This window comes from Lysinibacillus pakistanensis, from assembly GCF_030123245.1.
GTDB classification, from domain to species: domain Bacteria; phylum Bacillota; class Bacilli; order Bacillales_A; family Planococcaceae; genus Lysinibacillus; species Lysinibacillus pakistanensis.
In genome coordinates, this window is sequence record NZ_CP126101.1 from 4059686 (window position 1) to 4077398 (window position 17713).

The 17713-nt window shown below is 43.9% G+C and carries 5 protein-coding genes, 40 tRNA genes and 4 rRNA genes; 3 read left to right on the top strand and 46 right to left on the bottom strand.

What is annotated here, in order from left to right; translation table 11 throughout:
• Positions 1 to 35: 35 nt before the first annotated feature.
• From QNH24_RS20180 to QNH24_RS20290, 23 genes are all read right to left on the bottom strand, one after another.
• Complete coding sequence (locus QNH24_RS20180; protein ID WP_283869275.1) at positions 36 to 2816, bottom strand: S-layer homology domain-containing protein; 2781 nt, start codon at positions 2814 to 2816, stop codon at positions 36 to 38.
• Between the two features lie 279 nt (positions 2817 to 3095).
• Positions 3096 to 3167, bottom strand: a tRNA-Glu gene (locus tag QNH24_RS20185).
• Positions 3168 to 3169: 2 nt separating this feature from the next.
• Positions 3170 to 3260, bottom strand: a tRNA-Ser gene (locus QNH24_RS20190).
• Positions 3261 to 3270: 10 nt separating this feature from the next.
• Positions 3271 to 3347, bottom strand: a tRNA-Asn gene (locus QNH24_RS20195).
• Between the two features lie 4 nt (positions 3348 to 3351).
• A tRNA-Ile gene (locus QNH24_RS20200) sits at positions 3352 to 3428 on the bottom strand.
• 1 nt (position 3429) lies between these two features.
• Positions 3430 to 3503, bottom strand: a tRNA-Gly gene (locus QNH24_RS20205).
• A 5-nt stretch (positions 3504 to 3508) separates the two neighbouring features.
• Positions 3509 to 3584, bottom strand: a tRNA-Phe gene (locus QNH24_RS20210).
• 59 nt (positions 3585 to 3643) lie between these two features.
• Positions 3644 to 3719 (bottom strand) — tRNA-Asp (locus QNH24_RS20215).
• Between the two features lie 4 nt (positions 3720 to 3723).
• Positions 3724 to 3798 (bottom strand) — tRNA-Met (locus tag QNH24_RS20220).
• 46 nt (positions 3799 to 3844) lie between these two features.
• Positions 3845 to 3937, bottom strand: a tRNA-Ser gene (locus QNH24_RS20225).
• Between the two features lie 15 nt (positions 3938 to 3952).
• A tRNA-Ile gene (locus tag QNH24_RS20230) sits at positions 3953 to 4029 on the bottom strand.
• Between the two features lie 7 nt (positions 4030 to 4036).
• Positions 4037 to 4110: transfer RNA gene (locus QNH24_RS20235), tRNA-Met, on the bottom strand.
• A 26-nt stretch (positions 4111 to 4136) separates the two neighbouring features.
• Positions 4137 to 4212 (bottom strand) — tRNA-Ala (locus QNH24_RS20240).
• Between the two features lie 17 nt (positions 4213 to 4229).
• Positions 4230 to 4306 (bottom strand) — tRNA-Pro (locus QNH24_RS20245).
• A gap of 10 nt (positions 4307 to 4316) precedes the next feature.
• A tRNA-Arg gene (locus QNH24_RS20250) sits at positions 4317 to 4393 on the bottom strand.
• Between the two features lie 8 nt (positions 4394 to 4401).
• Positions 4402 to 4490, bottom strand: a tRNA-Leu gene (locus tag QNH24_RS20255).
• 5 nt (positions 4491 to 4495) lie between these two features.
• Positions 4496 to 4570: transfer RNA gene (locus QNH24_RS20260), tRNA-Gly, on the bottom strand.
• Between the two features lie 36 nt (positions 4571 to 4606).
• Positions 4607 to 4691: transfer RNA gene (locus QNH24_RS20265), tRNA-Leu, on the bottom strand.
• Positions 4692 to 4713: 22 nt separating this feature from the next.
• Positions 4714 to 4789 (bottom strand) — tRNA-Lys (locus tag QNH24_RS20270).
• Between the two features lie 4 nt (positions 4790 to 4793).
• Positions 4794 to 4869 (bottom strand) — tRNA-Thr (locus QNH24_RS20275).
• 3 nt (positions 4870 to 4872) lie between these two features.
• Positions 4873 to 4948 (bottom strand) — tRNA-Val (locus tag QNH24_RS20280).
• Positions 4949 to 4958: 10 nt separating this feature from the next.
• Positions 4959 to 5074 (bottom strand): 5S ribosomal RNA (gene rrf, locus QNH24_RS20285).
• Between the two features lie 367 nt (positions 5075 to 5441).
• Positions 5442 to 6521: a cysteine desulfurase family protein gene (locus tag QNH24_RS20290; protein ID WP_283869276.1), complete on the bottom strand. Its 1080-nt coding sequence runs from the start codon at positions 6519 to 6521 to the stop codon at positions 5442 to 5444.
• A gap of 92 nt (positions 6522 to 6613) precedes the next feature.
• Here QNH24_RS20290 and nadB point away from each other — a divergent pair, with 92 nt between their 5' ends.
• Genes nadB through nadA form a run of 3 tightly spaced genes read left to right on the top strand, consistent with a single transcriptional unit; the run spans position 6614 to position 10107 of the window.
• Positions 6614 to 8200 (top strand): L-aspartate oxidase, encoded by a 1587-nt coding sequence (gene nadB / locus QNH24_RS20295; RefSeq protein ID WP_283869277.1) that lies wholly within the window; start codon positions 6614 to 6616, stop codon positions 8198 to 8200.
• Positions 8157 to 9017, top strand: a complete 861-nt coding sequence (gene nadC / locus QNH24_RS20300) for a carboxylating nicotinate-nucleotide diphosphorylase (RefSeq protein ID WP_283869278.1) — start codon at positions 8157 to 8159, stop codon at positions 9015 to 9017. The genes nadB and nadC overlap by 44 nt, the downstream gene beginning before the upstream one ends.
• The gene (nadA, locus tag QNH24_RS20305; RefSeq protein ID WP_283869279.1) at positions 9004 to 10107 is read left to right on the top strand and encodes a quinolinate synthase NadA; all 1104 of its coding nucleotides are present in this window, start codon (positions 9004 to 9006) and stop codon (positions 10105 to 10107) included. Before nadC ends, nadA begins: the two co-directional genes overlap by 14 nt.
• A 423-nt stretch (positions 10108 to 10530) precedes the next feature.
• On the opposite strand, the gene QNH24_RS20310 is transcribed toward nadA, so the two are convergent.
• The 23 genes from QNH24_RS20310 to QNH24_RS20420 form a co-directional block, all read right to left on the bottom strand.
• Positions 10531 to 10602: transfer RNA gene (locus QNH24_RS20310), tRNA-Glu, on the bottom strand.
• 2 nt (positions 10603 to 10604) lie between these two features.
• A tRNA-Ser gene (locus tag QNH24_RS20315) sits at positions 10605 to 10695 on the bottom strand.
• Between the two features lie 10 nt (positions 10696 to 10705).
• Positions 10706 to 10782, bottom strand: a tRNA-Asn gene (locus QNH24_RS20320).
• A gap of 4 nt (positions 10783 to 10786) precedes the next feature.
• A tRNA-Ile gene (locus QNH24_RS20325) sits at positions 10787 to 10863 on the bottom strand.
• 1 nt (position 10864) lies between these two features.
• Positions 10865 to 10938: transfer RNA gene (locus QNH24_RS20330), tRNA-Gly, on the bottom strand.
• Between the two features lie 5 nt (positions 10939 to 10943).
• Positions 10944 to 11019: transfer RNA gene (locus QNH24_RS20335), tRNA-Phe, on the bottom strand.
• Between the two features lie 59 nt (positions 11020 to 11078).
• Positions 11079 to 11154, bottom strand: a tRNA-Asp gene (locus QNH24_RS20340).
• A 4-nt stretch (positions 11155 to 11158) separates the two neighbouring features.
• Positions 11159 to 11233, bottom strand: a tRNA-Met gene (locus tag QNH24_RS20345).
• A gap of 46 nt (positions 11234 to 11279) precedes the next feature.
• Positions 11280 to 11372: transfer RNA gene (locus QNH24_RS20350), tRNA-Ser, on the bottom strand.
• A gap of 15 nt (positions 11373 to 11387) precedes the next feature.
• Positions 11388 to 11464: transfer RNA gene (locus tag QNH24_RS20355), tRNA-Ile, on the bottom strand.
• Positions 11465 to 11471: 7 nt separating this feature from the next.
• Positions 11472 to 11545 (bottom strand) — tRNA-Met (locus QNH24_RS20360).
• A 26-nt stretch (positions 11546 to 11571) separates the two neighbouring features.
• Positions 11572 to 11647, bottom strand: a tRNA-Ala gene (locus tag QNH24_RS20365).
• 17 nt (positions 11648 to 11664) lie between these two features.
• Positions 11665 to 11741: transfer RNA gene (locus QNH24_RS20370), tRNA-Pro, on the bottom strand.
• 10 nt (positions 11742 to 11751) lie between these two features.
• Positions 11752 to 11828 (bottom strand) — tRNA-Arg (locus QNH24_RS20375).
• Between the two features lie 8 nt (positions 11829 to 11836).
• Positions 11837 to 11925: transfer RNA gene (locus QNH24_RS20380), tRNA-Leu, on the bottom strand.
• A 5-nt stretch (positions 11926 to 11930) separates the two neighbouring features.
• A tRNA-Gly gene (locus tag QNH24_RS20385) sits at positions 11931 to 12005 on the bottom strand.
• A 36-nt stretch (positions 12006 to 12041) separates the two neighbouring features.
• Positions 12042 to 12126 (bottom strand) — tRNA-Leu (locus QNH24_RS20390).
• A 22-nt stretch (positions 12127 to 12148) separates the two neighbouring features.
• Positions 12149 to 12224: transfer RNA gene (locus QNH24_RS20395), tRNA-Lys, on the bottom strand.
• 4 nt (positions 12225 to 12228) lie between these two features.
• A tRNA-Thr gene (locus QNH24_RS20400) sits at positions 12229 to 12304 on the bottom strand.
• 3 nt (positions 12305 to 12307) lie between these two features.
• Positions 12308 to 12383: transfer RNA gene (locus tag QNH24_RS20405), tRNA-Val, on the bottom strand.
• Positions 12384 to 12393: 10 nt separating this feature from the next.
• A 5S ribosomal RNA gene (gene rrf, locus QNH24_RS20410) occupies positions 12394 to 12509 on the bottom strand.
• A gap of 162 nt (positions 12510 to 12671) precedes the next feature.
• Positions 12672 to 15599: ribosomal RNA gene (locus tag QNH24_RS20415) — 23S ribosomal RNA — on the bottom strand.
• A 369-nt stretch (positions 15600 to 15968) separates the two neighbouring features.
• Positions 15969 to 17520: ribosomal RNA gene (locus tag QNH24_RS20420) — 16S ribosomal RNA — on the bottom strand.
• Together the 16S, 23S and 5S rRNA genes with 20 tRNA genes alongside form the textbook arrangement of a ribosomal RNA operon.
• Positions 17521 to 17713: the final 193 nt, after the last annotated feature.

The window sequence follows — 17713 nt, forward strand, 5'->3', positions numbered from 1 at the left end:
ATTCAACTTTAGGTAGAGTTGCCGGGAAAAACAAATTATCTTTGCACTATAATTGACTGCGAAGTGAAATCCAACTTATTCCCACTATAATCTGTAAGCGTATTTCTAGATGAAGCTAGAATTGTCACATTTCTACCGTATTCAAACCCACTTTGAGGTATTGTAATTAGGACTCTGTTATCTTGTGTATAAGTAGTTGTAGCTGCTACTGAATTACCATTTACAAGAATATCAAAATCCATAGTACCACCATTCTTGACTGGCTCACTGAAAATAAGCTCTAATGTTTGTGAATTGTTAACATTAATAGTTTGAATCTTTGGTGCAATATTTTCATTAAGAGTAATTAATGTACGCACCTCATCGAATGACTCCATAGAGTTCGCAGCTCTTAAACCTTTAATTGTTATATATCGACCTCCAGTAAAGTTATTGGAGTCCTTTTTCAACGTGAGCTTAATACGATTTAAATTAGAGCTCTCTACAATTGCACTTTCAATCAGTGCATTATCAATACTATAATTTTGAATGTTTTGAGCAAGTGCTGCATCAACAGGATAATTGAAATTTAGATACACAATATTATTATCTCTAATCGAATTATCTGTTGCAGATGTTTGAATCCCATTATTCGGCAATAATGAAAGTTTATTGTTATTAATATTCAAATCACCATTACGCGAAAATTTAACATTTTGTACTTCATTGATAGGTACACCATATAAATTTGTTACGTTAAATAAAGTCAATTTACCATCATAAAGAGCTCCCTTTGCATCATAAGGGCCAAGTAATCCTGCTATCTTAACGCGTAATTTCGTAGGTTGATCTTTTACAATATGAATATCACTTTGAGGGCCTCTTGATAGTTCATATAAAATATGGTTATTCATATAGCTTCCAGTAAATGCTGCTTTTGCATAAGCTCCTAACTGTACAGGCTTATCAAAAGTTAATTGTAAATATTCTACATTATCTTCATAAACAATTTCAGAATGGGTTAAAGCAGGCGCTTTATCATCTCTAATAAAATTATACACTGTTGAGAAGGTTGCTGTTTCACCTGATAAATCAGTAATTACGCGACCAGTAGCCGTCCCAATAGTAGTAATTCCCTGAAGTATATTTCTTGGATCTACCGTTACATTGACTAAACGACCATTTTTAGGATCTTTCTCAACCTTATTGATGGTGAATGAAGTCTGTCCACTTTTAATGGATAAATCATATACATAAAGTGGTTGAATCTCCTCTGAAAACAATAACTGGAATGTATTTGGACCCGTTTGTGTGACAGTGGATAGCGCTGGCGGAATACCATCTCTATCCCCTTTTTTCACTGAGATAGTAGCTGGATTTGGTGAAATGATATTTCCTGCTAAATCTGTTGCTGCTACAAATGTAATCTGCATAGCTGCACCAGGTGCCAAATAACCGCCATTCACTGTTGCAGCTGATAAATCAAAGGTTGCTTCAGTAGCGTTTTGCTCAATGCTTCCCACTACATTCATCACCCTTGTTCCATTTGGTAACGTGAATTGAATGCGTTCATTTGGAAATGCTGCCATTGGCTCAGAAAACTGCACTTTTACAATTGAAGAGTTGTTTCCTTGCGTTGTTCCCAAAATAGTAGGGGGTTGCGTATCCCCAGCAGTGACAAAATTCGCATCTACTTGTTTAAGTAGTAGACCTTTTTCTGATTTAATGTTGTTAAGTACATAACGATGTGTGCCTTTCAATGGCTCATTGACTGTAAAGATGATTGATTTTTTATCAGCACTAATTTCTGCCTTCACAATGGATAGTGATCTTAATGTATCCACATTAGAGAAAGCCGCAATATTATCCTGTAGTTTACCATCCGTTTTTAATACAGAAAGTGGATCAATTGCTAGGTTAAAAGCAACTTTAATTTGAGAGCCATTAATTCCCTCCACTGATATTACCTTTAGTTCATTGACTTCATATGTAACAACAGCTGAATAGGATTTATCATTAATTTTAAAATCCACCTTTGTTTCCACATTTTCAATAAGTGGCGTTGCTAATGTTACCTTGTGGCTTGTCCCGTCTGTTAGCGTTACCTGTAGTGTAGTCGCATCTACTACTTTCACTGTTTGGATAAGCAATGGCACCTCAGGAACTTTTATCATCTCTTTAATATTGGTCATAGTACGATGTAAAAAGGATGCAAATTGACCACGTGTTAGTGTGCTTTTAGGATTAAATGTTTTGACATTAGTAATCTTTGCATACTCAAGGGCAATAATAGCTTCACGATTCTCTACTGCTGCATTTTTTAAGTCCGTAATAGAGGATTTATGGTTTTCTTCTTTATACTTTGCAATTAAATCAATATCATAAACTGTCTCAATCGCTTTTACCAAATAAGAGGCCATTTGTTCACGTGTAATATTCGCTGAAGGCATTAACTTGTTGTTAGTACCTTTGGTTATGCCATTATCATAGATAAGCGCTGCATATTGCAGTAATTCTTTATCTTTTGTAGTTGCTGGCTGCATATCCGTAAAGCGTACTTTTTTATTGTAATCTGCAGGAACTTGGTAGTGTTCGGATACTAGCCATTTTCCTAAAAATTTAATAACATTGCTTTGCGTAAGGGTAGAATTTGGTCTAAATGTGCCATCAGTATATCCACCAACTATCTTTGCATCTGCTAATGCCAAAATCCCCTCTTTATGGTCACTCTTTGCAATATCTGTAAAGGAGGCTGCACTTGCAGTAGGAACAACAGCTGCTGCAACCAATGCTGTAGATGCCGCGCTCACAATCCATTTATTTTGCTTTTTCTTCATATTTATAACCTCCTACTAATTCTATTCAACCTCTATTATAAAAGAAAGCTAGAGTTATTCCAAAGGATATACCAATATTATTGAGATTTACCATGGAATATTTGTCTAAATGACAGTAAATAATTCGGCTACGAGTATATTTGTAGCTTATTCAGAATGAAAGATTATATCGAAGGATGTATAAGGATTTTTTATGCTTTTAACATATCAAGCAAAAACAAACGAAGAAATCATAAAAAAGCAGTAGATGTAAATTAACATCTACTGCTTTTTCTCGTATGACCCGTACGGGATTCGAACCCGTGTTACCGCCGTGAAAGGGCGGTGTCTTAACCACTTGACCAACGGGCCAATGGCGGAGAAGGAGGGATTTGAACCCTCGCGCCGGTTACCCGACCTACACCCTTAGCAGGGGCGCCTCTTCAGCCTCTTGAGTACTTCCCCAAATAAAAAATGGCTCCGAAGGCAGGACTCGAACCTGCGACAACCTGATTAACAGTCAGGTGCTACTACCAACTGAGCTACTTCGGAATAATGGTGGGCCTAAATGGACTCGAACCATCGACCTCACGCTTATCAGGCGTGCGCTCTAACCAGCTGAGCTATAGGCCCTTGGAGCGGGTGATGGGAATCGAACCCACGACATCAGCTTGGAAGGCTGAGGTTTTACCATTAAACTACACCCGCATAAATGGTGGGTCAGGACGGAATCGAACCGCCGACACTTAGAGCTTCAATCTAATGCTCTACCAACTGAGCTACTGACCCTTTTTGTCCATGCTAAGCTTGCTCATTCTTTGCTTCTCATGTCTACTCTTGAAAAATAATGGCGGTCCCGACCGGGATCGAACCGGCGATCTCCTGCGTGACAGGCAGGCATGTTAACCGCTACACCACGGGACCTTTTTGGTTGCGGGGGCCGGATTTGAACCAACGACCTTCGGGTTATGAGCCCGACGAGCTACCACTGCTCCACCCCGCGATAATTATATTCTTTTCGAGTTCTCAAGCACCATTTATTTAAAAACTGGAGGAGGTAGAGGGATTCGAACCCCCGCGCGGTGTTACCCGCCTGTCGGTTTTCAAGACCGATCCCTTCAGCCAGACTTGGGTATACCTCCGTAACAATATATAAATGGTGGACCTTGCAGGACTCGAACCTGCGACCGGACGGTTATGAGCCGTCTGCTCTAACCAACTGAGCTAAAGGTCCTTTAAGATGGCGGCAGAGGGGATCGAACCCCCGACCTTACGGGTATGAACCGTACGCTCTAGCCAGCTGAGCTACGCCGCCAGGATCTTTATACTGGTTATTTATTATGGTGGAGCCTAGCGGGATCGAACCGCTGACCTCCTGCGTGCAAGGCAGGCGCTCTCCCAGCTGAGCTAAGGCCCCATAATAATTTTAGAAAATGGTCGGGAAGACAGGATTCGAACCTGCGACCCCTTGGTCCCAAACCAAGTGCTCTACCAAGCTGAGCTACTTCCCGTTCGTTCTTTTGGCGCGCCCGACAGGAGTCGAACCCATAACCTTCTGATCCGTAGTCAGACGCTCTATCCAATTGAGCTACGGGCGCATTAAAAATGGTGCCGAGGACCGGAATCGAACCGGTACGGTAGTCACCTACCGCAGGATTTTAAGTCCTGTGCGTCTGCCAGTTCCGCCACCCCGGCACATTTGGAGCGGAAGACGAGGTTCGAACTCGCGACCCCCACCTTGGCAAGGTGGTGTTCTACCACTGAACTACTTCCGCATGTGCATAAGTTTTTATCTGGCAATTTTACTAAAATGGTGCGGGTGAAGGGAGTCGAACCCCCACGCCTTGCGGCGCTAGATCCTAAGTCTAGTGCGTCTGCCAATTCCGCCACACCCGCATATATTTGTTGGTAATCTTAATGGTGAGCCATGAAGGACTCGAACCTTCGACCCTCTGATTAAAAGTCAGATGCTCTACCAACTGAGCTAATGGCTCAAAATGGTGCCGGCTATAGGAATCGAACCCACGACCTACTGATTACAAGTCAGTTGCTCTACCTGCTGAGCTAAACCGGCATATGGTGGAGGATGACGGGCTCGAACCGCCGACCCTCTGCTTGTAAGGCAGATGCTCTCCCAGCTGAGCTAATCCTCCTGGGTATTATGCCTAGCGACGTCCTACTATCACAGGGGGAAGCCCCCAACTACCATCGGCGCTAAAGAGCTTAACTTCCGTGTTCGGTATGGGAACGGGTGTGACCTCTTTGCCATCATCACTAGACTTATGTATTTTTGTTTTGAAGTTGTTTTACCTGTCCTTCAAGACAAGAATTATTGTATAACGTTTTCTCACATTGTGCAATACTTTTTTATAAAAAAAAGAATTTATTACTTTTTAAAGATATTTTTGTCATGTAAGAGAAATTATCACTCTGCTATTCATTATAGCAATTGTTAAAAAAAAAGAAAACAATTATTTTACACAAACTATACAATTATGAAATAGGAAGAATTTGTATTGAGAATAATATTAAATGAACATAAAATAGAACCCCAATTAGTGGGAATTTTTCATTTCCAACTAATTGAGTCAATGGAATAGTATATCTTTTACATTTATTAATGCGTATATTTATCTACTGAATCTATTAAATAGTAGAAAGTGCCATTTTTAGTTGATCAATTTCCTCAAATGTCGTTGTAGGACCAAAAGAGATCCTAAAAAATTGTCGTGCTGCTTGCATCGAATAGCCCATTGATAAAATAGCTTTTGTCCCAGATTCACTATGAATATCGCAGGCACTTCCTGTAGAAATACATATTCCTGCTTCATTTAATTTTAGCATAACATATTGCCCCTCCAAATTTTTCATCAATACACCACAAATATTGGGCAATTGACTCTGACAGTCAATTAGTCTGCAAGTATCTGGTAAATTTCTCTTAAAATATTCTCGTAGTTCATGAAAATACTGATCATTATAATGATAATTTTCAATAGCAGAGGCAAAGGCAACAATTGCTGGTGTATCTAATGTCCCTCCTCTTAATCCACGCTCATGAGTCACACCAGGTGTTAATGGAGGAATACAGAGCTGTGGATTTATATAAACAGCCCCACACCCTTTTGGACCTCCAATTTTATGTGCTGAAATGGTAATAGCATCCACTTGCTGTTTTAACGGAAGTTTACAAAAAGACTGTACACAATCAACATGTAAGTAAATATTAGACCTTTCGGCTAACTCTGCAATTTCTTCCACAGGTTGAATAGAGCCTATTTCTGAATTAACATGTTGAATTGTTATGAGTGCCGTATCTTCGCGTATCACTTCCTGTACTTGCCTCACATGAATACAACCATTTTGTTGTAAAGGTAATCTAGTCACTATAAAACCTATTTTTTCTAAAGTATTTAACGCAGCATGTACGGATGTGTGTTCTGCCTGTGATGAAATAATATGCTTCCCTTTTTTTGATGCTAATGCTAAAGATAAAATTGATATGAGATTTCCTTCGGTGCCACTTCCAGTAAAAATAACACCATCATTATTTACGCCAAGTGATTTTGCTACAACGGCTCTTGCCTGTTCAACAAAATAATTAGCTTGCCCCCCTGCATCATGTAAGCTTGCACTATTTCCATAATAACGTTTTGCTACCTCACTGTATGCTTGAAGGGAATTTGCTGACATTGGAGATGTTGCTGCGTAATCCAGATATATCATTTAAATCTTCCTTTCTAATTTTATCAGGTCTTGTTTTCTTTTTTATTTTATGTAAAGATAAGTGTCAAGACAACTGTAAAGAAGGTATGACTATGGATGTAAAGACAGATGTACTTATTATTGGTAGTGGAATCGCGGCCCTTCAAGCAGCGCGGATACTTGCTGAACACTTTCAGGTACAGATTGTTACAAAGTCATCTATTACTATGAGTAGTTCCTATCGTGCTCAAGGTGGAATTGCTGCCGTTACAAGTCAAGAGGATCATCCAACATTTCATATTGCTGATACATTGACTGCTGGAGAATATCATCATGAAAGAATGAATGTAGAAGTACTTATAGAAGATGGCACCAAAATTATACGTGATTTTCTCAAAGAGGGGTTCCCTGTTGATCGTCAGGCAGATGGGGCTCCAGCTCTAGGCCTAGAGGGTGCACATAGTTATCGCCGTATTTTACATGCCGGTGGAGATCGTACTGGTCAGATAATGATAAATTATTTGCTTAACCAGCTACCACCTACTATCAATATTAATTGCTTTGAAACAGCCTTTGAGCTTTTATTAAATACAACTGGAGAGTGCGTGGGTGTGCTAACAAAAGGAATGAATAGAACAAAACGCTATCTTGCTCATCATGTAATTCTAGCTTCTGGAGGAGCTGGCGCCCTTTATACATGCACATCAAATTATGAAACAAATACAGGAGATGGTATCGCATTAGCCTATCGTGCTGGCGCTGCCATCAGTGATATGGAATTTATGCAATTTCATCCAAGCTTACTTTGGAGTAATGGAGAGGCAAAGGGCTTAGTATCTGAGGCAGTACGTGGGGCTGGTGGAATCTTTGTTGATGCACAACGTCAACCGATTATGAAAGGTTTACATGCTCACCTTGACCTAGCTCCCCGTCATATTACTGCATTTGCATTATTTAATAAACGAGCTGCAGGACAAGAAACATTTATTGATATTTCAAATATCGAGCACTTTGAAGCAAAGTTCCCTGCAATTGCACAGTTATGTCATGATAACCAGATTGATATACAAAATGGTTTGATTCCTGTAGTACCAGGTAGCCATTTCTTAATGGGTGGTGTTATAGCCGATAACATGGGGAGAACAACTATTTCAAATCTGTATGCAATTGGTGAGGTTGCTTGTACCGGGGTGCATGGTGCCAATCGTTTAGCTAGTAACTCTTTGTTAGAAGGAATTACGTTTGGACAAAGAATGGCGCAATTCATTATTAAGGCTGGTTGTAAGCAAAATAATTTTTCTATTGATGTTAAACATCATCGACAACCATTACCATTATTATTTACGAAAGATCAATTACGACAAACAATGATGCACACATTGGGTATAGTAAGAAATCCTGAAAACATGGAACAGTTCACACAACAACTACCGTCACTAAATACACTTCTACAAGTTGATTTAAGTGGGTTGAATCGACAAGAGCTTGAACTTTATATGATGCATATTGTCGCCACCCTAATGGTACATGCAGCTATTACACGAACAGAAACACGCGGAGCCCACATACGCTCTGATCAACCACAAAATCGTACGAAATGGGCAAATAGGTGGATTATTTTTCAACAAGGACAGATGAAAGTGAGGACCTCATTGTATGAATATCATCAAGCTCGAGGAAATGCTCAAGCAATTTTTTAATGAGGATATAGGAGATGGAGATTTATCGAGTGAATTCATTTTTTCCGCTGAACAACAGGGCTCTTTTTCCTTTTATGCCAAAGAAAGTGGAATTTTTTGTGGCGTACCTATAATTGAACATGGTTTCCTTCTACTTGATCGGTCGATGGATATTACGCTTCTTAAAAAAGATGGGGATGAGGTAAATGAAGGGGATATAATCGCTGTTATTAATGGATCTCTTCAGAAATTACTAATTGGGGAACGTGTAATATTGAATCTTGTTCAGCGCATGTCTGCTATCGCTACAGCTACAAATTTAGCTGTTCGTGAAACGATCGGTACGAATGCAAAAATATGTGATACTCGTAAAACAATCCCAGGGCTGCGTATGTTAGATAAATATGCAGTAAGAATCGGTGGTGCCTACAATCATCGCAATGGTTTATATGATTCCATAATGTTAAAGGATAATCATATTGCCTTTGCTGGCAGTATTGCTCAGGCAGTACAGGCTGCACGTGCAAAAATTGGGCATACGGTTAAAATCGAGGTAGAAATCGAAACCAAAGCACAGCTTGATGAAGCAATTGCAGCTGGTGCAGATATCATTATGTTTGATAATCGTAGCCCTGAAGAAATAAGACAATGGCTTCCAGCTGTTCCCCCACATATTGCTACAGAAGCTTCGGGTGGCATCACACTTCATAATTTAAATAGCTATGCTAAAACGGGCATTCAATGGATTTCACTTGGAGCCCTAACACATTCAGTAAAAGCCTTTGATATTAGTGCACTTGTACAAACGAAAGGAGCTAAATCCCTTGTCCATCACTAGTTTATTGCAGCAAACATCACTTTTACCAGAGCATTACCGGACATTATCTAAAAGTGACATGGAATCTCGTATAATTGCTATAAAAAAGAAATTAGGTAGTAAGCTTTTTATTCCTGGTCATCACTATCAAAAGGATGAAGTTATTCAATTTGCTGATGCTACGGGTGATTCCTTGCAACTTGCTCAGCTATCAGCAGCTAATAAAGAAGCAGAGAATATTGTATTTTGTGGCGTACACTTTATGGCTGAAACCGCTGATATGCTAACTAATGAACAGCAACATGTTTATTTGCCTGATATGCGGGCAGGTTGTTCGATGGCTGATATGGCTGATATTTATCAAACAGAACAAGCCTGGCCTATTCTACAGAAGCTTTTTGGAGACACAATTATTCCGCTAACATATGTCAATTCCACCGCTGCTATAAAAGCATTCACTGGTCGCCATGGTGGAGCATGTGTCACATCCTCCAATGCAAAAGATATGGTCAAATGGGCATTTACACAAAAACAACGAATTTTCTTTCTACCAGATCAACATTTAGGTAGAAATACTGCATATGATTTAGGGGTTCCACTTGAAAATATGGCTGTTTGGAATCCACATACAAATATGCTAGAGACAGAGCAGCCCCCTGAAAAAATCCAAGTGATTTTATGGAAAGGTCATTGTTCTGTCCATGAAGGTTTTACAGTTCAGCATACTGAATTTGTACGTCAAGCACACCCAAATATGCGCATTCTAGTTCATCCAGAATGTAGTCGTGAGGTTGTAGCAGCCGCAGATGATGCTGGCTCTACAAAATACATTATTGATACGATTAATAAAGCACAAAGTGGCTCTTCATGGGCAATCGGTACAGAAATGAACCTTGTTAATCGTATTATTACACAACATCCTGATAAGCAAATTATCTCTTTAAATAAGCATTTCTGTCCATGTCTAACTATGAATCGAATTGATCTTCCTCATCTGCTATGGTGCCTAGAAAGCATAGAGCAAGGGCAACCCCATAATCGCATTCAAGTAGATGTTCATACTGCAAAAGAAGCACGTATTTCTCTCGAAAGAATGCTAATCAGAGCATAATTAACAACAATCCGTCTACTTACTTTCAGGTAGACGGTTTTATTTTTTAATAATGAATTTAATTGCTTAGTTTCCTACATAACTTATAAAAAATATATCTGATTATAGCTACTTTTAAAAAATAGATGGCAAAGAAGGTCATTTAAATATTTGAATCATTTCCTAATCTTTAATGTACGTTATTCATGAACTTTCATCATCTCAACTAAATAAAATCGAAATCAATATTGGAATTGTAAATGTAAAACGGTCCAATCACCTTTTTCTATTTCCGTAATTTCTTTATCTTTTAATCCTGAAAATAATTATGTAAATGTTTCCCATAATCTAAAATGTAATCCACAAAAAATAGAATCTATAAGAATGTCTTTATAATACAAAAAAGCAATAGATGTAAATTAACATCTACTGCTTTTTCTCGTATGACCCGTACGGGATTCGAACCCGTGTTACCGCCGTGAAAGGGCGGTGTCTTAACCACTTGACCAACGGGCCAATGGCGGAGAAGGAGGGATTTGAACCCTCGCGCCGGTTACCCGACCTACACCCTTAGCAGGGGCGCCTCTTCAGCCTCTTGAGTACTTCCCCAAATAAAAAATGGCTCCGAAGGCAGGACTCGAACCTGCGACAACCTGATTAACAGTCAGGTGCTACTACCAACTGAGCTACTTCGGAATAATGGTGGGCCTAAATGGACTCGAACCATCGACCTCACGCTTATCAGGCGTGCGCTCTAACCAGCTGAGCTATAGGCCCTTGGAGCGGGTGATGGGAATCGAACCCACGACATCAGCTTGGAAGGCTGAGGTTTTACCATTAAACTACACCCGCATAAATGGTGGGTCAGGACGGAATCGAACCGCCGACACTTAGAGCTTCAATCTAATGCTCTACCAACTGAGCTACTGACCCTTTTTGTCCATGCTAAGCTTGCTCATTCTTTGCTTCTCATGTCTACTCTTGAAAAATAATGGCGGTCCCGACCGGGATCGAACCGGCGATCTCCTGCGTGACAGGCAGGCATGTTAACCGCTACACCACGGGACCTTTTTGGTTGCGGGGGCTGGATTTGAACCAACGACCTTCGGGTTATGAGCCCGACGAGCTACCACTGCTCCACCCCGCGATAATTATATTATTTTCGAGTTCTCAAGCACCATTTATTTAAAAACTGGAGGAGGTAGAGGGATTCGAACCCCCGCGCGGTGTTACCCGCCTGTCGGTTTTCAAGACCGATCCCTTCAGCCAGACTTGGGTATACCTCCGTAACAATATATAAATGGTGGACCTTGCAGGACTCGAACCTGCGACCGGACGGTTATGAGCCGTCTGCTCTAACCAACTGAGCTAAAGGTCCTTTAAGATGGCGGCAGAGGGGATCGAACCCCCGACCTTACGGGTATGAACCGTACGCTCTAGCCAGCTGAGCTACGCCGCCAGGATCTTTATACTGGTTATTTATTATGGTGGAGCCTAGCGGGATCGAACCGCTGACCTCCTGCGTGCAAGGCAGGCGCTCTCCCAGCTGAGCTAAGGCCCCATAATAATTTTAGAAAATGGTCGGGAAGACAGGATTCGAACCTGCGACCCCTTGGTCCCAAACCAAGTGCTCTACCAAGCTGAGCTACTTCCCGTTCGTTCTTTTGGCGCGCCCGACAGGAGTCGAACCCATAACCTTCTGATCCGTAGTCAGACGCTCTATCCAATTGAGCTACGGGCGCATTAAAAATGGTGCCGAGGACCGGAATCGAACCGGTACGGTAGTCACCTACCGCAGGATTTTAAGTCCTGTGCGTCTGCCAGTTCCGCCACCCCGGCACATTTGGAGCGGAAGACGAGGTTCGAACTCGCGACCCCCACCTTGGCAAGGTGGTGTTCTACCACTGAACTACTTCCGCATGTGCATAAGTTTTTATCTGGCAATTTTACTAAAATGGTGCGGGTGAAGGGAGTCGAACCCCCACGCCTTGCGGCGCTAGATCCTAAGTCTAGTGCGTCTGCCAATTCCGCCACACCCGCATATATTTGTTGGTAATCTTAATGGTGAGCCATGAAGGACTCGAACCTTCGACCCTCTGATTAAAAGTCAGATGCTCTACCAACTGAGCTAATGGCTCAAAATGGTGCCGGCTATAGGAATCGAACCCACGACCTACTGATTACAAGTCAGTTGCTCTACCTGCTGAGCTAAACCGGCATATGGTGGAGGATGACGGGCTCGAACCGCCGACCCTCTGCTTGTAAGGCAGATGCTCTCCCAGCTGAGCTAATCCTCCTGGGTATTATGCCTAGCGACGTCCTACTCTCACAGGGGGAAGCCCCCAACTACCATCGGCGCTAAAGAGCTTAACTTCCGTGTTCGGTATGGGAACGGGTGTGACCTCTTTGCCATCATCACTAGACTTGCACATGGATGTGCTGGCTTCTGCGTTGCAACATGGATGTTGCGTTCTTAGCATAAGTTCCTTTATTTAAGCTTCAAAATAAACTGAATTTTGAAGTTCTCATGAAAGTGGTTATTCTTTCAAAACTGGATAAACGGCGCATTGAATGCTTCAAACTTTTTGGTTAAGTCCTCGATCGATTAGTATTCGTCAGCTCCATGTGTCACCACACTTCCACCTCGAACCTATCTACCTCATCGTCTTTGAGGGATCTTACTTACTTGCGTAATGGGAAATCTCATCTTGAGGGGGGCTTCATGCTTAGATGCTTTCAGCACTTATCCCGTCCACACATAGCTACCCAGCGATGCCTTTGGCAAGACAACTGGTACACCAGCGGTGTGTCCATCCCGGTCCTCTCGTACTAAGGACAGCTCCTCTCAAATTTCCTACGCCCACGACGGATAGGGACCGAACTGTCTCACGACGTTCTGAACCCAGCTCGCGTACCGCTTTAATGGGCGAACAGCCCAACCCTTGGGACCGACTACAGCCCCAGGATGCGATGAGCCGACATCGAGGTGCCAAACCTCCCCGTCGATGTGGACTCTTGGGGGAGATAAGCCTGTTATCCCCGGGGTAGCTTTTATCCGTTGAGCGATGGCCCTTCCATGCGGAACCACCGGATCACTAAGCCCGTCTTTCGACCCTGCTCGACTTGTAGGTCTCGCAGTCAAGCTCCCTTGTGCCTTTACACTCTACGAATGATTTCCAACCATTCTGAGGGAACCTTTGGGCGCCTCCGTTACCTTTTAGGAGGCGACCGCCCCAGTCAAACTGTCCGCCTGACACTGTCTCCTGCCCCGCTAAGGGGCATGGGTTAGAATTTCAATACAACCAGGGTAGTATCCCACCGACGCCTCCTTCGAAGCTGGCGCTCCGAGATCTCTGGCTCCTACCTATCCTGTACAAGTTGTACCAAAATTCAATATCAGGCTACAGTAAAGCTCCACGGGGTCTTTCCGTCCTGTCGCGGGTAACCTGCATCTTCACAGGTACTATAATTTCACCGAGTCTCTCGTTGAGACAGTGCCCAGATCGTTACGCCTTTCGTGCGGGTCGGAACTTACCCGACAAGGAATTTCGCTACCTTAGGACCGTTATAGTTACGGCCGCCGTTTACTGGGGCTTCAATTCGCAGCTTCGCTTGCGCTAACCACTCCTCTTAACCTTCCAGCACCGGGCAGGCGTCAGCCCCTATACGTCACCTTACGGTTTTGCAGAGACCTGTGTTTTTGCTAAACAGTCGCCTGGGCCTATTCACTGCGGCTCTCATGCGCTTGCACGCTCAAGAGCACCCCTTCTCCCGAAGTTACGGGGTCATTTTGCCGAGTTCCTTAACGAGAGTTCTCTCGCACACCTTAGGATTCTCTCCTCGACTACCTGTGTCGGTTTGCGGTACGGGCACCTCTCACCTCGATAGAGGCTTTTCTTGGCAGTGTGAAATCAGGAACTTCGTCCATACGGACTCGCCATCACAGCTCAACGTTACAGTGTGCGGATTTGCCTACACACACGCCTTACTGCTTGGACGCGCACAACCAACGGCGCGCTTACCCTATCCTACTGCGTCCCCCCATTTCTCAAACGGTGAGGAGGTGGTACAGGAATATCAACCTGTTGTCCATCGCCTACGCCTATCGGCCTCGGCTTAGGTCCCGACTAACCCTGAGCGGACGAGCCTTCCTCAGGAAACCTTAGTCATACGGTGGACGGGATTCTCACCCGTCTTTCGCTACTCATACCGGCATTCTCACTTCTAAGCGCTCCACCAGTCCTTCCGGTCTGACTTCAACGCACTTAGAACGCTCTCCTACCACTGACATCGTAGATGTCAATCCACAGCTTCGGTGAATCGTTTAGCCCCGATACATTTTCGGCGCAGCGTCACTCGACCAGTGAGCTATTACGCACTCTTTAAATGATGGCTGCTTCTAAGCCAACATCCTGGTTGTCTGTGCAACGCCACATCCTTTTCCACTTAACGATTACTTTGGGACCTTAGCTGGTGGTCTGGGCTGTTTCCCTTTTGACTACGGATCTTATCACTCGCAGTCTGACTCCCGTGTATAAATATCTGGCATTCGGAGTTTGTCTGAATTCGGTAAACCGGGATGGCCCCCTAGTCCAAACAGTGCTCTACCTCCAGTATTCTCATCACGAGGCTAGCCCTAAAGCTATTTCGGAGAGAACCAGCTATCTCCAAGTTCGATTGGAATTTCTCCGCTACCCACACCTCATCCCCGCACTTTTCAACGTGCGTGGGTTCGGGCCTCCAGTAAGTGTTACCTTACCTTCACCCTGGACATGGGTAGATCACCTGGTTTCGGGTCTACGACCACGTACTATTTCGCCCTATTCAGACTCGCTTTCGCTGCGGCTCCGCCTTCTAAAGCTTAACCTCGCACGTAATCGTAACTCGCCGGTTCATTCTACAAAAGGCACGCTATCACCCATTAACGGGCTCTAACTACTTGTAGGCACACGGTTTCAGGATCTCTTTCACTCCCCTCCCGGGGTGCTTTTCACCTTTCCCTCACGGTACTGGTTCACTATCGGTCACTAGGTAGTATTTAGCCTTGGGAGATGGTCCTCCCGGATTCCGACGGAATTTCACGTGTTCCGCCGTACTCAGGATCCACTCTGGAGAGAACGAACTTTCGACTACAGGGCTTTTACCTGCTCTGGCGGACCTTTCCAAGTCGCTTCATCTAACTCGCTCTTTTGTAACTCCGTATAGAGTGTCCTACAACCCCAAGAGGCAAGCCTCTTGGTTTGGGCTCTTCCCGTTTCGCTCGCCGCTACTCAGGGAATCGATTTTTCTTTCTCTTCCTCCAGGTACTTAGATGTTTCAGTTCCCTGGGTCTGCCTTCAAGACGCTATGTATTCACGTCAAGATACTACGCGATTAAACGTAGTGGGTTCCCCCATTCGGAAATCTCCGGATCAAAGCTCACTTACAGCTCCCCGAAGCATATCGGTGTTAGTGCCGTCCTTCTTCGGCTCCTAGTGCCAAGGCATTCGCCGTGCGCCCTTAATAACTTAACCTACAGCTTTCAATACACATCGCATTTCGTTGTCAGCTTCACTCGTTCAATCAGTCACGTACTTAAGTACGCTCCCTCATTCACTCGATTGCTTCCTAGAACTGCTCGTGTCTTGAAACCTTTATTATGTTATTAAGCCTATAAAAAAACTTAAAAAATAAATGTGTTTGTTACAATTTCAATGTCGTTTTATCCAGTTTTCAAAGAACAAAGCTACTGCCTGATTCTACTTCTTCGCAGCTTTGCGACGAAAACGTAGTGACAGGAGCACATATTTGAAGTATTTCATTCGAAAAAGAATGAACCTTCAAAACTGAACGCAAAACGTAATCTTACAAACCCAAGGTTTGTATTCCGAAATAATCCTTAGAAAGGAGGTGATCCAGCCGCACCTTCCGATACGGCTACCTTGTTACGACTTCACCCCAATCATCTATCCCACCTTCGGCGGCTGGCTCCAAAAGGTTACCTCACCGACTTCGGGTGTTACAAACTCTCGTGGTGTGACGGGCGGTGTGTACAAGGCCCGGGAACGTATTCACCGCGGCATGCTGATCCGCGATTACTAGCGATTCCGGCTTCATGTAGGCGAGTTGCAGCCTACAATCCGAACTGAGAACGACTTTATCGGATTAGCTCCCTCTCGCGAGTTGGCAACCGTTTGTATCGTCCATTGTAGCACGTGTGTAGCCCAGGTCATAAGGGGCATGATGATTTGACGTCATCCCCACCTTCCTCCGGTTTATCACCGGCAGTCACCTTAGAGTGCCCAACTAAATGATGGCAACTAAGATCAAGGGTTGCGCTCGTTGCGGGACTTAACCCAACATCTCACGACACGAGCTGACGACAACCATGCACCACCTGTCACCGTTGCCCCCGAAGGGGAAACTATATCTCTACAGTGGTCAACGGGATGTCAAGACCTGGTAAGGTTCTTCGCGTTGCTTCGAATTAAACCACATGCTCCACCGCTTGTGCGGGCCCCCGTCAATTCCTTTGAGTTTCAGTCTTGCGACCGTACTCCCCAGGCGGAGTGCTTAATGCGTTAGCTGCAGCACTAAGGGGCGGAAACCCCCTAACACTTAGCACTCATCGTTTACGGCGTGGACTACCAGGGTATCTAATCCTGTTTGCTCCCCACGCTTTCGCGCCTCAGCGTCAGTTACAGACCAGAAAGTCGCCTTCGCCACTGGTGTTCCTCCAAATCTCTACGCATTTCACCGCTACACTTGGAATTCCACTTTCCTCTTCTGCACTCAAGTCCCCCAGTTTCCAATGACCCTCCACGGTTGAGCCGTGGGCTTTCACATCAGACTTAAAGGACCGCCTGCGCGCGCTTTACGCCCAATAATTCCGGACAACGCTTGCCACCTACGTATTACCGCGGCTGCTGGCACGTAGTTAGCCGTGGCTTTCTAATAAGGTACCGTCAAGGTACAGCCAGTTACTACTGTACTTGTTCTTCCCTTACAACAGAGTTTTACGATCCGAAAACCTTCTTCACTCACGCGGCGTTGCTCCATCAGGCTTTCGCCCATTGTGGAAGATTCCCTACTGCTGCCTCCCGTAGGAGTCTGGGCCGTGTCTCAGTCCCAGTGTGGCCGATCACCCTCTCAGGTCGGCTACGCATCGTCGCCTTGGTGAGCCATTACCTCACCAACTAGCTAATGCGCCGCGGGCCCATCCTATAGCGACAGCCGAAACCGTCTTTCAGTATGTCACCATGAGGTGACATAGATTATTCGGTATTAGCCCCGGTTTCCCGGAGTTATCCCAAACTATAGGGTAGGTTGCCCACGTGTTACTCACCCGTCCGCCGCTAACGTCAAAGGAGCAAGCTCCTTCTCTGTTCGCTCGACTTGCATGTATTAGGCACGCCGCCAGCGTTCGTCCTGAGCCAGGATCAAACTCTCCATAAAAGAAATTTGATTAGCTCAAATTGTTTTGCTGGCATCAATTTTGATGTCCAAAATTTTTGTTTCCTTCACTAGCAAAAGCTAGCTACTAAAAACTTTATTGATTACGTTTTGCTGTTCAGTTTTCAAGGTTCATGTTTTGCTGATTATTTTCAGCGACTTTATTATCTTAACTTGTATTCAACAAGAAGTCAAC